Genomic DNA, 15,109 nt, shown 5'->3' with positions numbered 1-15,109 from the left:
TTCACACCCACAGTTTTGGAGACTTAACACAAACAACATAGGAACATATAATCCAAGAACTCGCTAGATTAAAGTCATCGACCAACGCAATCCACTTCCCATTAAAAATGGCCAGCATCCAACATCTTATAGCGAATAGCTAACCGCGTTAGTTCGACATCACCACTGATCCCCAGCTTAGCAAATAAACGATAACGGTAACTGTTAACGGTTTTAGGACTTAAGTTCAGTTGCTCAGAAATATCGTTAACCTTCTCGCCATTGGTGATCATCAACATGATCTGTAACTCGCGCTCGGACAAAGACTTAAACGGGTTTTCATCGGCAGGATTAAACTGACTCAGCGCCATCTGTTGGGCAATTTCTGGGGACAAATAACGTTGTCCGCGAGAGACCTGACGTATCGCTTGCAATACTTCCGGCGGCGTCGCTCCTTTTGTTAAATAGCCCGAAGCACCAGCCTGCATCACCTTACTTGGGAACGGATCTTCCGTGTGTACAGTTAATACAATAATTTTTGCATGGGGTTGATATCGTAAAATTTTTCGAGTGGCTTCCAATCCGCCCATCCCAGGCATATTCATATCCATTAAGATCACATCCGCTTCATTTTGGCGAGCCCACTGCACCGCAGTCTCACCATCAGGGGCTTCGCCCACGACTTTGATCCCACGTTCATCTTCCAAGATGCGGCGGATCCCAGTTCTCACAAGCTCATGATCGTCAACCAAATATATCGAAATCAACTTAACCCACCTTTTACAATTTACAGCTCGATCCGTGTGTTAGAAAAAGCAACATGGCAAACGGATAACGAGTTCATAGGGCTAATTTAGCCCAACAACCCCATTTCGCAAAGCATAAATTCAACATTGTTAACTAGATGATATTTAAAGGAAGGATTCCAGAATAGCATACCAATAAAAAGCGTTTGAAAACGAAGCAATAACCGCAGAATGACCAGCCTAAAATCCCTGTTAAATCGATATCAAAGTATCCAGCAAATATAGGCAATTTTTCAGTTCAAGAAAAAAAAAAAGGCCATCATTACTGATAGCCTTTCACGTGAAAATAGCAGAAGAGATACGCTTAGAATCAGGAACCTAAGGTTAATAGCTTAAATGCAAAAAGGCGTAGGAGCTACGCTTAGAATGAAGAACCCTAGTTCAAATTTCACGCACAAAAAAGGCCATGAATAAACATGGCCTTTTTTGTAAAATATGGCGGAGGAGCAGGGATTTGAACCCTGGGTGGGCTATAAACCCACGCCGGTTTTCAAGACCGGTGCATTAAACCACTCTGCCACCCCTCCGAACGAGCGAGATAATAGCTATCTCTGTCGCCACTGTAAACTTAAATTTATGGTTAATAGCGTTGATTGACTATTTCATATTCACTTAAATCGAAAGCCGTGAACAACAAAGGGTTTATGATGAGAAAACTGAAATGAAAATTGCACAAACAAGAAAGGCCATCATTGCAGATGGCCTTTCCCGTGAATATGGCACAGAAGCTGCGATTCAAATCAGGAACCCAAGGGTTCAAACGATATGAATGCAAAATGCCGCTAATTGCTTAGCGGCATTTTGACTAAATATGGCGGAGGAGCTGAACTTAGAATGAGGAACCTTGGTTCAAATTACACAAACAAAAAAGGCCATCATTACTGATGGCCTTTTCCGTGAATATAGCGGAGGAGCTGCGCTTCAAATCAGGAACCCAAGGGTTCAAACGATATGAATGCAAAATGCCACTAATTGCTTAGCAACATTTTGACTAAATATGCCGCAGGAGCTGAACTTAGAATGAGGAACCTTGGTTCAAATTGCACAAACAAAAAAGGCCATCATTACTGATGGCCTTTTCCGTGAATATAGCGGAGGAGCTGCGCTTCAAATCAGGAACCCAAGGGTTCAAACGATATGAATGCAAAATGCCGCGAATTGCTTAGCAGCATTTTGACTAAATATGCCGCAGGAGCTGAACTTAGAATGAGGAACCTTGGTTCAAATTGCACAAACAAAAAAGGCCATCATTACTGATGGCCTTTCTCATAAATATGGCGGAGGAGCAGGGATTTGAACCCTGGGTGGGCTATAAACCCACGCCGGTTTTCAAGACCGGTGCATTAAACCACTCTGCCACCCCTCCGAACGAGCGAGATAATAGCTATCAACTACTCTGCTGTAAACCCTTAATTTAAAGAAGCAATCTACATGGTCAATCTACATCCAATCCGCTTAAAAATATCGCGTTATTCAACTTATCTTTGACCCCCTTGTCAGGTGAAGTGCCATTTTAAGGTGGCACACTTCACACTATAATTAAGACTAAGCTCGATTAATATTGATTAAACGGTCAGATAGTTTCTGCATCTCAAGGCTTAACACATCAAGCGCCGTTGCATCGAGAGAGTTATCTTCACTAATGCTATTTATTCGCACTGCCAACTCATTAATCTCTTGAGTGACTTGGCTTTGCTGCTGAGCAGCTAACGCGATTTGTTGGGCACGCTGTGAAATATCATCGAAACTTTGTACGGTACTCGATAGAGAATCGGCAGCGCCCTCAGCCTCCGCAACCGCATGGACAGTGCGGGACTCCCCAGCTTGCATTGCTTGCACAGCGAGCCGCGAAGCCGATTGCAAAGCGTTAATCATGGTACTAATTTCATTGGCCGAATCTTGAGTTCGCCCCGCAAGGGTTCGAACTTCATCAGCAACGACTGCAAAACCACGACCCTGATCGCCAGCTCTAGCCGCCTCAATTGCCGCATTGAGAGCGAGCAAATTAGTCTGCTCAGAAATAGCCTTAATCACATCTAATACAGCGCCCACCTTTTGGCTGTCTTGGGCCAATTGGGATATCACCTTAGTTGCGTTGGCTATTTCTCCTGATAATGCCTCGATGGAAATATTGCTGGCTGCAACACGAGTTTGCCCTTCTCGCACTACAATCAAAGACGATTGCGCAGTTGCAGCACAATCATTGGTATTATTCGCAACTTCCATAGCGCTTGAAGACATTTGCGTTATCGCAGCGGCTAATTGTGCACTCTCCAGCCGCTGTTGCTCTGCGCGCTGAGCTAACTTACGGCTAAGTCCGCTTAATTGCGTTGCCTCAAATTGAATTTTCTTCGCTTCTTGAGTGATCAGATCTAACATTGCCCTTAACGTCCCTGCATAGGTATTTACGGCTCGGCGCAAAGCGCCAATCTCATCATCCCGCTGAATTTGCAGTTCAACATTCGCCCCCAAACTACCGCCCCCAAGGGAAGCAATTTGATCTGTGGTTTCCTCAAGTTGCGCCAACAGTTTTTTACCCGATAACCAAGCCAGAGAAAGTAAAATGGCGAGTAATGGTAATAAAAACAATAAAATATCAAATGTCAGCTCACGGGCAAGCCCTGTAACTCGCGTTTTAGGCGTCACAAGGCCAATCACCCATCCGGTATCAGGCATTACAAAAAGGCTCACCTCACTCGCCTGATTAAGTCTTCCATCCTTATTTAAGCTTACAGACACCACTTTGTTGATTGAGGTTTGCTTAAGTGCAGCTTCAACGGGGGAGAGCCAAGGTAACTGCCCGACGAGATCCGTAAAACGCAACATAGTGTCGGACTTATTCGTTTCAGGAAAATGTAAGATATTACCCGCTTGGTCTAAAGCAAAAGCATAACCGTCAGTCACATTGCCATGTTCTGTTAAAAATTTGGCTAAATCATCAAGTTTTAAATCTATCGTTGCGACCCCTGCAAATGTCCCCGTGAGACGATATGGCACACTGCATGTCACCATAGCCACCTTTGTAACCGGATCTTGATAAGCCTCTGACCATAAACATTGAGATACTGAGCTAGTCCGCGCGCCCGTATACCAAGGATCATTATGATACCCAGGGCCAGATGGCGCATTATAGTCATCCGAATATGCCAGTAGATTATCGCTACCACGGGCCCAGAAAAAACTGTGGCGGATACTCCCAGCGACGAATTTATCTGGCTCAGGCCAGATCCCGCCCCCAGCGATAGTGAGATCGCCATTGTTATCAATCAAATTAGGTAAGGAGTTAAGATATAGAGCTTGCTCATGGGGTAGCACTTCGGCGAGGTGTGCAAGGCTTAAAGTAATCCCCTCAATGCTTGCCAACTTAAGTGCGAGTTGCCTTACGATACTGCTCCCCGTTTGCTCAATTAACTCTTGACTCGCCGCCACCACTCGAGGCTGCCCTCGAAGTGACATCACACCAAAAACCGCGAGCCCAGTCAGTAGAAGCAGCACTACGCTGCCCATTGTGAGCCGCTGCGAAATACGTGTAGGTAACAACATAGCTTTCTCTACTTAAAATAAGTCACCCAGATGGGAGAATTGTTCGGCCGTATGGTCCAAGACTGTCGAGAATCATACGTCGCACCATCCTAGTGCAAATTTTAAAGACCATAAAAACCATTAACTTGGCCACAAACTTAGTGTAGACCATAAATGAGAAGCACGGATAAAAAAGCCCATTAATCAGTAGCAGTCACTGATATCAGAATGAAGAATCTAGGGTTAACACAATGAACAATCATGACAGATAGTCTTTCCCTAAAGCATGGCACTGACGCCACGATTAGAGTCAAAACCTAAGAGCGGAAATAGCACAAACAAAAAAGCCATCATTACTGATGACCTTTCCCGTGAATATGGCGCAGTAGCTGCGCTTCAAATCAGGAACCCAAGGGTTCAAACGATATGAATGCAAAAAGCCGCTAATTGCTTAGCGGCTTTTTGACTAAAAATGGCGGAGGAGCAGGGATTTGAACCCTGGGTGGGCTATAAACCCACGCCGGTTTTCAAGACCGGTGCATTAAACCACTCTGCCACCCCTCCGAACGCCGGAAATAATATAAGTATACCGCTAACTTGTAAACCTCAATTTTTAAATATCGAGTCAAATGCTCAACTTATGTTCACCCCGATGTTTTTTACAACAAATACATGGCCAGTTTCAACGAATAATCGAGTAAACAGACGTAAAAACACCTATACAGTGAGAGACTTGTCGTCTTGGTATGGTAAAATCACTGCAACTTTTCACGGTAAATGCTTATATGAATTCACTCTTGATACCCACGTCTTCACTCGCACCTGGATTTAGCCTGCCAACCCTTCCTGAAACGGCTGACAATCTAAGCGCATTACTCTTAGGACAAGAGCGTGCTGTGGATGCGTTTAAACTCCACCAAGCTATTGTCGATCAGCACTTGTATCTAGCTGATTTCCCGAGCATTGACCGCCAATTAATGATCCAAGCCTGTATTGATAGCCTAGCGCCGTTATCTCCAGCTTATTTAGTGGCAACACACCCGACTGACAAAGCGGCAACATTTCAGTGGCAATCAGAGAAACCACAGGAAAATCAGGTCAGTATTGCCGAAAAAACGACTCGCTATCGCTACCTCAGTGGTAATATTCGCCGTGTAGACCTCATTGGCCGTATGGCACAAACAGGAACAACAAGCCAGTATCAAGCTGGTGCTCTGGCCGAATGTCATTATGTATTTATTTGCGCCGAGTCACTGTGGAAACGTGAAGGTTTATGGGAATTAGTGATGCAAATCCTAACCCATAAAGCATATCAGATTAACAATAACTTAAGTCCTATCCCGCTCAATTGTAAAATTGTCCTTATCGGTGCAGGAATGATTTATAGCCAAGTCAGAACTGAGGATTGGCAATTTCAACGTCACTTTACCCTACTAGCAGAACTCGCTAGCGAAATCAACTTGGTCCGTTATACAGAGTCACAATACGTCGCATGGTTGCAAGCGGTTGCACAAAGTGTCGAGGTCACTCTAGAACAATCAAGCCTAGCGCCACTTTTTCGTTATAGTGCACGGTTAACCGAACATCAGCGCCGCCTCAGTTTGTCTATGCTCGAGTTTGCCCAACTGATGGTGCAAGCTAAAGCCTATTGTGGTAAACCGAGTATCAATGCGAGCAGTATTGAGCTTGCGTTAGCCCAAGCCAACTATCGTCATAACAGCTCGGAAGAGTATTCAGGTCAAAGCTTCGATGACAACTTCATAAATCTGCCAACTTCGGGTGCTATGGTTGGTCAGATCAATGGCTTAACTGTCATTGATGCCATCGATTACAGTTATGGTGAGCCAGCGCGGATCACGGCATCTGTTCACTACGGTGATGGTGAAGTCGCCGATATCGAAAGAAAATCTGAACTTGGTGGCAATATACATGCCAAAGGAATGATGATCCTTTCTGCATGCTTGTACCGTATCTTTGGGCGAGATGCGCCATTACACCTAAATGCCAATATCGTTTTCGAGCAATCCTATCAAGAAATTGATGGTGATAGCGCATCACTCGCCGAATACTGTTGTTTGATGTCAGCGATTGCCGAACAACCCATTATTCAGTCACTGGCAATAACTGGTGCATTGGATCAATTTGGTAATGTGCAAGCGATTGGTGGCATCAACGAGAAAATTGAAGGCTTTTTTAATCTATGTGAACGTCGTGGTCTCACGGGAGAACAAGGCGTTATTATGCCCAAGTCGAACGTGTTACAACTTAACCTCAATCCCAAAGTGATTACAGCTGTAGGCAAAGGCTTATTTCACCTCTATGCAATCGAGCATATGGACCAAGCTGTTGAGCTATTAATGCAAATGCCTGCGGGTGTAGCCGATGAAGATAATGATTTTCCACATGATTCATTATACGGCCTTGTGCAGGAACGATTAGACAAGCTCGCAGGAAATGGCGAGGAGGAAATCGGCATAATCACGAGATTACTCGCAAAATTGGGATTTTTTCGCCGCTAATTAGCTGATCGGAGTTGTTTAGCTTACACGTGTTCGCTAATCTTGGCGGCTCTTATTGCTGGAGTAGTAAAACAATGAACAAAGCAAACAGTTTCAATAAAGAAGAACTCATCGCCTGTGGCCATGGGAAATTATTTGGTCCAAACTCACCTCGTCTGCCTGTCGATAACATGCTGATGATAGATAGAATCGTTACTATCAATGATAATGGCGGTGAGTTTGGCAAAGGTGAAATTGTCGCTGAACTCGATATTAATCCAGACTTATGGTTTTTTGACTGCCACTTTATTACCGACCCGGTAATGCCTGGCTGTTTAGGGCTTGATGCCATGTGGCAACTCGTTGGCTTCTATTTAGGCTGGGAAGGCGCAGAAGGCAAAGGACGTGCTCTGGGTGTAGGTGAAGTGAAGTTTACGGGTCAAGTATTACCAGGCGCTAAGAAAGTCACTTATAAACTCAATATCAAGCGTACTATTCACCGTAAACTGGTGATGGGTATTGCCGATGCAATCCTTGAAGTTGATGGCCGTCAAATCTACAGTGCAACCGATCTTAAAGTCGGTGTCTTTAGCGATACGTCTACATTCTGATCAGTCTTACTCCAATACACTGAAGATATCAGTACTACAGATATAAAAATGCCCTCATCTGAGGGCAATATGCTGCATTACTTTGCTTGTTCTGGGCTATTTAATTAATGAGTAAAACTCAATTATTTATTAAATAGCCCATTAACTCGGCCATCCACACCTTCACGCCAACCGCCTAACCACTGCGATCGCGAATCAAGATTTGCATATGGACAGAGCTCCTTAGAGCGTCCACCAACCCCAGCTTGGAATCCTTTTGAAAAAGCTCTGTCTAAACGATCTCGTTTTTGTCTTTTCATGCAAGCGTCCTCTGTTCTACATAAAATAGAAGCAAAAGCTTCACCCATAGAAATAGTGCTTTTTGACGCCAAGATCAATCAAAAAATCGGCTATTATACTGACTATTTATTAAACTATTGAGATCTTAGCGAAAAAAAAATCGAGGCATTTCGCCTCGATTTTTTAGTCTGAATTGAAGCTTAAAACTTAACGAATTCGACGACGGAACCACACCAATGGCAAGGCAAATAACCAAGCTAACGTTGCCGCACCAGAACGCTCAAAATTACCGGTATCGGTACTATCTTCAACAGTACAAGCTTCACCACTGGTAGCCGGTTTAAGCACAACCATACGTAGAACATAAGCAGTCACTGGATCACCATTACCATTCAGTTCAAATAGTGGTTTACCATTCTCACCAACAATAATATTACCATTAGAGTCTAACTGGAAAGAAGGCTTACGAATATAGGCAGTTCCCACGATGGTGCCATCTTCATTAATGCTGGTCGCTTCAACAACGAGAATATCACTGTTATAAGTCAGTACTTTTCCAGTACCATCCGTAAATTCGACCTTATGACGGGTCCAATTGCCATCAGAGCCCTTTTCATAGCCCTTAGATTCACAGGTCAGCAATTTATTGATATTGCTAAACTCACCCGTTGACTTCTCATACAGGAAACCCGCCTTAGGACGTGGTTTTTCCTTATCATAGGTGGTTTCTATATAACCTACGACTTGGCCTTTATTGTTAATATCTTTTGGCTTACTTGAAAGATCCGTGGTTGTTGAGCCAAAATCATTCGGGGTCACATAAGCCACTTCCGGTGTATTGGTATCAAAGACGAAAAATTTATCGCGTCGATAACCTTGGATGTAACTACGGTAGCTCCCGACAACAATACCATTATCATTAACGCCATAAGCAATTGAACCTTCTATTGAATCTCCCATAGGGATCCAATGGTATTGGTATTTACCTTCAGTATCTTTAGCCCAATAAGCTGCATCTTGACGCAAATTATTGGTGTCACCACCACGATAAACATGTGAGCGCCCCACAACAACGCCATTATCATTCAAACCCAGTGCTTGAGCGGTAAAGGTCAAGGTATTATCTGTCGCTGGAGTCAGCCCCAAAGGTAACTCAGTCCCAGTAGCAACATCATTGTCAATTTGCCATACATAGGCACGGGTCTGATACTGAATATTACGCGTACCCGTCGTATTCGGATATTGCTCACGTTGAACGCATACATCCAACGGCAAAGTATTATCGGTACTTAAACAAGAATTAACACGCTCACTACCATATTTACTGATGGCAGTACTGGCATAACCGGTTACTAAGTTATTGTTATTAACCGCCGTTGCTGCAGACCATCCACCTAACTCTACGGTTTTAGTCTTATCAGCATTAACAAATTGCGTGTAGGGAGGAACTAATGGAATTTCAGTGCTGCCCACTTTTACCACACCGCGGAACTCATAGTCTCGGTAATACCAATAATCATCGGCTACATCAGTGGTTGCAGTGTTCTCTGTTTTCTTTTCAGGCGCAGTCATGCTGCCCACTTTAATACCGGCATCATTAATACCGTAATAAAAGGTATCAACAGAGTTAATCACAGCAGTATCATTTGGCGGTGTAGTCCCATTAATGCTGTCAAAATTGGGGGTCCAAGGGTTAGATGTATCGTCATTTTCCTTAGCAATAAAGGCAAAGTTATTGGCAATAATGGCTTTATCTATCGAATACGTAATGGTTTCTTCCGGTGCGATACCATCGGCAACATCAATCACGCCGCCTTCGACATCTGAACTGCTGAGTTTTTTCTTACCCTTTGAAATACCAACTAATTCACCACTAGCATTTACACCTAAAGCATAACCGTTACGAGTGCCTTCAAGCGTGCCCTGCAGGTCATAATTATCGATATTAACGATTTCATAGACAGGTGCAGCATGGGCACTGTTTAATACACCAAGGACACCTAAGGCAACCAAGGAAAGGGCTTTATCCAACTTTGACTTCATTAATTCTATTCCCATTTTTATTATTGGTTTACTTCAGTGACTCAAGCTCTTCCCAACGCTCGAAGCAAACTTCCAATTGCTTTTCTTTATCAGCCAACTGACTCAATACCTGATTGACTTTATCCTGCGCCTGACTATAAAAGTCTGAATGTCCAATAGTGGTCTGCAATGCGAGAATTTCTGCCTCCAATTGCTCCATCACATTAGGTAGCGACTCTAACTCACGCTGTAGCTTATACGACAGTTTTTTTACCGCTTTCACAGGTTCTGCAGTTTTAACTTCAACGGGTTTAGTTTCAACCGCAGGAGCTTCGACCGCCTTTTGCGAACTAGGTTCCTCAGAATAAAACTTTGCCCCTTGGTTCACGGCATCTTGATAACCACCTACATACTCGCTCCAATGGCCATTACCCGCATACCACCAGCTACTGGTCACAGTATTGTCGATAAATGCCCTATCATGGCTCACTAGCAACAACGTACCTTGGTATTCAGTGAGCAACGACTCTAGCAATTCTAAGGTCTCAATATCAAGATCGTTAGTTGGCTCATCGAGAATGATTAAGTTTGCAGGGCGAATTAATAACTTAGCCAATAACAAACGGTTCTTCTCACCACCCGACAGCGCTTTCACTGGCGTTCTGGCACGCATAGGCGAGAACAAGAAGTCCTGCAAATAACTTAAAATGTGGCGGTCTTGACCATTGATCGTGATGGTCTTTTTACCTTCACCAACGTTATCTTCAACGGTTTGCTCAGGATCTAACGCTTCACGATATTGGTCGAAATAAGCGATTTCGAGCTTAGTACCGACTTTAATTTCGCCCGATTGCGGTTGCAGCTTCTCGATTAACAGCTTGATCAAGGTTGATTTACCACAACCGTTTGGCCCAATCAGCGCAATACGGTCACCGCGGATAACCGTTGTATTAAAGTTTTTAACCAGATTTTTATCGGGCAGATTGAAGTTAAGATCGGTCACATCAAACACTAACTTACCAGAACGTTCAGTATCCGATACTGCCATTTTAGCATTGCCTTGACGATTCAGACGTTCACTTCGCTCTTCACGTAGCGCCTTCAGTGCGCGAACTCGACCTTCGTTACGGGTACGTCTAGCTTTAACGCCTTGACGGATCCACACTTCTTCATCAGCGAGACGCTTGTCAAACAAGGCATTTTTCTCGGCTTCGACGCGCAACCATTCTTGCTTACCATCAAGATACATTTGATAGTTGCCCGGCCATGAGGTCACCACACCACGGTCTAAATCGACAATCCGCGTCGCCATACGGGCAATAAAGCCCCTATCGTGGCTGATAAAGACGATAGCGCCTTGATAATCTAGTAAAAACTTTTCAAGCCACTCGATAGTGTCTATGTCTAAATGGTTGGTCGGTTCATCAAGTAACAACAGATCTGGCTCGCTCACCAGTGCTCTGGCTAACGCCACTTTACGCTGCCAACCACCCGATAACTCGCTCAAGGATTTGTCAGGATCGAGACCTAACAACTCGCAGTTTTGTTGGATGCGAGAATCTAACTGCCATCCATTATAGTGGTCTAAGGTTTCTTGCAGACCTTGCATCTCATTTAGCATACGATCCATTTGCTCTGGATCGGCATGGGCCACATCGTGGGACAGTTGATGATAACGCTCAAGCGCCTCACCCACTTCCTTTAATCCCGCAGCAATATAAGCGTATACCGTGCCTTGCTCAGCCTTTGGCGGATCTTGTTGTAGACGGCTAACGGTCACATTACCAGCGATGTTGAATTCGCCTTCATCCAGCAGTACATCACCAGATAACACTTTTAATAAACTCGACTTGCCAGCACCATTACGGCCAACAATACACACGCGCTCGCCGCGTTGAATAGTAAAATCCGCTTTTTGTAACAACGGAGTGTAACCATAGGCTAAAGAGCCACTATTGATACGAACCAGACTCAAACTAAGCTCCTGTAAACTCTTGTAATTGCGTTGCGTTAAATGGCCAATGTAATTCTCTACCATCCCAAGCTTTAAGCACAGGGATCGATACGCCATAACGCTGCGCGAGGTATTCATCGTCACAAATATCTATGGCCCGATAGCCAATGTCAGCCGCTGCCAATAAGGCTGCGGCCAGTTCACACAGATGACATCCCTCTGTGTGATATAGCAGATAATGCCTATTATCTAATTCTGCTTGAGTCAACTCAGGCATGGGTGATAAGCCAAGTATTATGAATATGTGGATTACGTTTGTAGTCCATAGGCAAAGTCACGTCATCAATGTTCTTCACATTAATGTTCATCTTTGTCAGCGCCTCGATGTCCATCTTAAACTTACGTTTATTATTAGAGAACACTAGCTCGCCCGTTGGGCTGAGCAGTTTCACTAAGGATGCCAGTAAGTTCACATGGTCTCTCTGCACATCGAATGAATCTTCCATACGCTTAGAATTTGAGAAGGTCGGCGGATCGATAAAAATCAGATCGTATTGTTCATTACAATCCCTAATCCACTGCATGCAGTCAGATTGAACAAACTCATACTGCTTACCTTGCAGTCCATTGAGTGCAAAGTTGTCCTTCGCCCAAGCAATATAGGTATTGGACATATCCACCGTCGTCACCGATTTAGCCCCACCGAGCGCCGCATGCACAGAAGCAGAACCTGTGTAAGAGAACAGGTTAAGTACCCGGCGTCCCTTAGATTTTTGACCGACTAAACGGCGTGTCAATCTGTGATCGAGGAATAAACCTGTATCCAAATAACCGGTTAAGTTCAGTTTGAACTTAGCGCCATATTCGGTAGTGATAAGCTCTAACTTACGCTCATCCAGCTTTTGATACTGACTCGTGCCCTTTTGACGCTCACGGGTCTTCATGATCATCTTGTTCGGATTGATACCAATGGCCGACGGCAGTGCTAACAATACATCGCTTAAACGACGCTTGGTTACGGCTTCAGGTATAGTTGCTGGCGCCATATATTCTTGAATAATCACGTAATCTAAGTATTTATCTACTGCGACGTTATATTCAGGAATGTCGGCATCATAAATACGATAGCTGTCGATGCCTTCTTTCTTGGCCCACTTCTCTAATAACTTGGCATTTTTCTTAATGCGGTTAGCAAATGCAGGGGCGATATCGGCAATGTCGACGCCGTCTGGCAGCACTGGCGTATCACGACGTGTACTGGTCGCATGCAAGGTATAAATGTTAAAAGCACATTCTAGGGCACCGTTGAACATCTTCATCTGTTTGTCGGCTTTAAGCTTAAGTGATGATACCAGCTCGATATCACTACACAGCATGGCCACTTTCCAGCCGCCAAACTCTTTCTTAAACTTGTCGCCTAGCTGATAGTAAAGCTGCAATAACTCAGACACATTGCCTAAACGTTCACCATAAGGTGGATTAGTGATCAAATAGCCACTTTCTGCAGGCGGCGTTATCGTCAACGCATCTGCAACTTGAAACTCAATTAACTCGAGTACACCGGCATTTTCGGCGTTACGTTTGGCTAACGCGACTAAGCGCGAATCGATATCTGAGCCGTAGAATTTAATCTCACAACGTTTCACGCCTAATGAGGCACGCGCTTTCGCTTCTTCAACGATTTCTTGCCACACAGCTTTATCATGACGACGCCAATGTTCAAACCCAAAACGGCTACGCTGCAGACCAGGCGCAATATCGGCCGCCATTAAAGCCGCTTCGATCAACACAGTACCGCTACCACAGAAAGGATCGAGCAAGGTCGAAGGCGCCGCTTGCCAGCCACTGCGTACTAACATGTTGGCGGCTAAGTTTTCCTTCAGTGGCGCTTCACCAGTAGTAGAACGATAGCCACGTTGATGCAATGATGGACCAGAGAAGTTCATCGCAATCGTGATTACGCCATTACGAAAATGGGCATCAACTTTAAAGTCAGCATCGACGCGTGACACATTTGGGCGCTCAACGTCATCGTCCCGGAATCTATCCACAACCGCGTCTTTAATCTTAAGTGCGCCGAACTGGGTATTATTGATAAAACCACCCGTACCATGAAAATCGATACTAAAAGTGCTTTTATTGGAAAAGTGCGCCGGCCAATCAACACAATAGGCGGCATTATAAAGTTGCTCGGCCGACTCGCAGCTGCCTTTATAGATAACCAACACGATACGGCTGGCTAAGCGTGTCCATAAAGTAATCCGATACGCTAAAGCTAAGGGGGCAGTGAAATACACACCAGCAACACTCTCTTTTACTTCAGTCGCATCAAATTCTGTCAGCTCTTGGGCTAAGCTATATTCAAAGCCCTTAGGGGCGGCGGCAAAAAAATTAAGCATGGGATAATCAGTACGCAGTCAAAATCAAAGCGACATTATACCTGCTCGAATACATAAAAGATAAACAGTTATTAGTCGAAACCCCATTTAGTCTCGTCCTCGACCTAAGATAATCAACGAAAAATCCCTAACTTATGTTTAAATTGTATGAAAGCCCCCCACTCCGCTTTATATTTAAGCGTTCACCACCTTTTTCGATCTTCGTCCTTGCAATGCCAAGGCGCTGCCGTTATAGTCTGCCCCGCTTTGAAGACGGACGCGGGATGGAGCAGCATGGTAGCTCGTCGGGCTCATAACCCGAAGGTCGTAGGTTCAAATCCTGCTCCCGCAACCATTTAAATGCAAAATAGTAAAGTAATACAGATAGATATCGGACGCGGGATGGAGCAGCATGGTAGCTCGTCGGGCTCATAACCCGAAGGTCGTCGGTTCAAATCCGGCTCCCGCAACCACTTTATATATGTGTTTATAAAGAGAAACAGCTTATCGGGCTCAACTCCTTATAAACAACAGGCGAAGGTAGTCGCTGATTTAACATTAGCAATCCTGCTTCCGCAACCAATTCTTAAATGACAGAATTAAACAGTTATTAACAGCAACAATCGGACGCGGGATGGAGCAGCATGGTAGCTCGTCGGGCTCATAACCCGAAGGTCGTCGGTTCAAATCCGGCTCCCGCAACCACTTTATATATATGCTTATAACGAGAAACAGCTTATCGGGCTCAACTCCTTATAAACAACAGGCGAAGGTAGTCACTGATTTAACATTAGCAATCCTGCTTCCGCAACCAATTCTTAAATGACAGAATTAAACAGTTATTAACAGCAACAATCGGACGCGGGATGGAGCAGCATGGTAGCTCGTCGGGCTCATAACCCGAAGGTCGTCGGTTCAAATCCGGCTCCCGCAACCACTTTATATATATGCTTATAACGAGAAAGAGCTTATCGGGCTCAATTCCTTATAAACAACAGGCGAAGGTAGTCAGTTAAAATCCGGCTACTGCAACCAATTCTTAGATGTCAGAATTAAAATA

General features: G+C 44.5%; 9 protein-coding genes and 7 tRNA genes. 6 read left to right on the top strand and 10 right to left on the bottom strand.

Annotation, left to right across the window (positions count from 1 at the left end; genetic code table 11):
* Nucleotides 1–101: 101 nt before the first annotated feature.
* The 5 genes from uvrY to L5L97_RS06395 all read right to left on the bottom strand — a co-directional run bounded on the left by uvrY (nt 102) and on the right by L5L97_RS06395 (nt 4,871).
* Nucleotides 102–746: a UvrY/SirA/GacA family response regulator transcription factor gene (gene uvrY / locus L5L97_RS06415; RefSeq protein ID WP_006082070.1), complete on the bottom strand. Its 645-nt coding sequence runs from the start codon at nt 744–746 to the stop codon at nt 102–104.
* Nucleotides 747–1,221: 475 nt separating this feature from the next.
* A tRNA-Ser gene (locus L5L97_RS06410) sits at nt 1,222–1,312 on the bottom strand.
* Between the two features lie 748 nt (nt 1,313–2,060).
* Nucleotides 2,061–2,151: transfer RNA gene (locus tag L5L97_RS06405), tRNA-Ser, on the bottom strand.
* Nucleotides 2,152–2,330: 179 nt separating this feature from the next.
* Nucleotides 2,331–4,328 carry a methyl-accepting chemotaxis protein gene (locus L5L97_RS06400; RefSeq protein WP_263181477.1) on the bottom strand — a complete coding sequence of 666 codons (1,998 nt, stop codon included), beginning with the start codon at nt 4,326–4,328 and terminating at the stop codon, nt 2,331–2,333.
* A gap of 452 nt (nt 4,329–4,780) precedes the next feature.
* Nucleotides 4,781–4,871: transfer RNA gene (locus L5L97_RS06395), tRNA-Ser, on the bottom strand.
* A 221-nt stretch (nt 4,872–5,092) separates the two neighbouring features.
* On the opposite strand from L5L97_RS06395, the gene L5L97_RS06390 reads away from it, so the two are divergent.
* Together L5L97_RS06390 and fabA are read left to right on the top strand one after the other, a co-directional pair.
* Nucleotides 5,093–6,826, top strand: coding sequence for an AAA family ATPase (locus L5L97_RS06390; protein WP_263181476.1), 1,734 nt, complete (start codon nt 5,093–5,095; stop codon nt 6,824–6,826).
* 74 nt (nt 6,827–6,900) lie between these two features.
* Complete coding sequence (gene fabA, locus L5L97_RS06385; RefSeq protein ID WP_028759638.1) at nt 6,901–7,416, top strand: bifunctional 3-hydroxydecanoyl-ACP dehydratase/trans-2-decenoyl-ACP isomerase; 516 nt, start codon at nt 6,901–6,903, stop codon at nt 7,414–7,416.
* A gap of 122 nt (nt 7,417–7,538) precedes the next feature.
* On the opposite strand, the gene rmf is transcribed toward fabA, so the two are convergent.
* The 5 genes from rmf to rlmKL all read right to left on the bottom strand — a co-directional run bounded on the left by rmf (nt 7,539) and on the right by rlmKL (nt 14,070).
* Nucleotides 7,539–7,715, bottom strand: a complete 177-nt coding sequence (rmf, locus tag L5L97_RS06380) for a ribosome modulation factor (RefSeq protein ID WP_006082074.1) — start codon at nt 7,713–7,715, stop codon at nt 7,539–7,541.
* A 187-nt stretch (nt 7,716–7,902) separates the two neighbouring features.
* Nucleotides 7,903–9,738 (bottom strand): DUF3466 family protein, encoded by a 1,836-nt coding sequence (locus L5L97_RS06375; protein ID WP_263181475.1) that lies wholly within the window; start codon nt 9,736–9,738, stop codon nt 7,903–7,905.
* A 28-nt stretch (nt 9,739–9,766) separates the two neighbouring features.
* Nucleotides 9,767–11,692: an ABC transporter ATP-binding protein gene (locus L5L97_RS06370; RefSeq protein ID WP_173497384.1), complete on the bottom strand. Its 1,926-nt coding sequence runs from the start codon at nt 11,690–11,692 to the stop codon at nt 9,767–9,769.
* A gap of 1 nt (nt 11,693) precedes the next feature.
* Nucleotides 11,694–11,948 (bottom strand): glutaredoxin family protein, encoded by a 255-nt coding sequence (locus L5L97_RS06365; RefSeq protein WP_113940891.1) that lies wholly within the window; start codon nt 11,946–11,948, stop codon nt 11,694–11,696.
* Nucleotides 11,941–14,070, bottom strand: coding sequence for a bifunctional 23S rRNA (guanine(2069)-N(7))-methyltransferase RlmK/23S rRNA (guanine(2445)-N(2))-methyltransferase RlmL (gene rlmKL / locus L5L97_RS06360; RefSeq protein WP_263181473.1), 2,130 nt, complete (start codon nt 14,068–14,070; stop codon nt 11,941–11,943). The genes L5L97_RS06365 and rlmKL overlap by 8 nt, the downstream gene beginning before the upstream one ends.
* A 257-nt stretch (nt 14,071–14,327) precedes the next feature.
* On the opposite strand from rlmKL, the gene L5L97_RS06355 reads away from it, so the two are divergent.
* From L5L97_RS06355 to L5L97_RS06340, 4 genes are all read left to right on the top strand, one after another.
* Nucleotides 14,328–14,404, top strand: a tRNA-Met gene (locus tag L5L97_RS06355).
* 41 nt (nt 14,405–14,445) lie between these two features.
* Nucleotides 14,446–14,522, top strand: a tRNA-Met gene (locus L5L97_RS06350).
* A 155-nt stretch (nt 14,523–14,677) separates the two neighbouring features.
* Nucleotides 14,678–14,754 (top strand) — tRNA-Met (locus tag L5L97_RS06345).
* A gap of 155 nt (nt 14,755–14,909) precedes the next feature.
* Nucleotides 14,910–14,986 (top strand) — tRNA-Met (locus tag L5L97_RS06340).
* Nucleotides 14,987–15,109 lie beyond the last annotated feature (123 nt).

The organism is Shewanella sp. SM71 (assembly GCF_025653905.1).
Taxonomy (GTDB): Bacteria; Pseudomonadota; Gammaproteobacteria; order Enterobacterales; family Shewanellaceae; genus Shewanella; species Shewanella oncorhynchi.
This window is presented reverse-complemented; position numbering and strand designations above follow the sequence as displayed.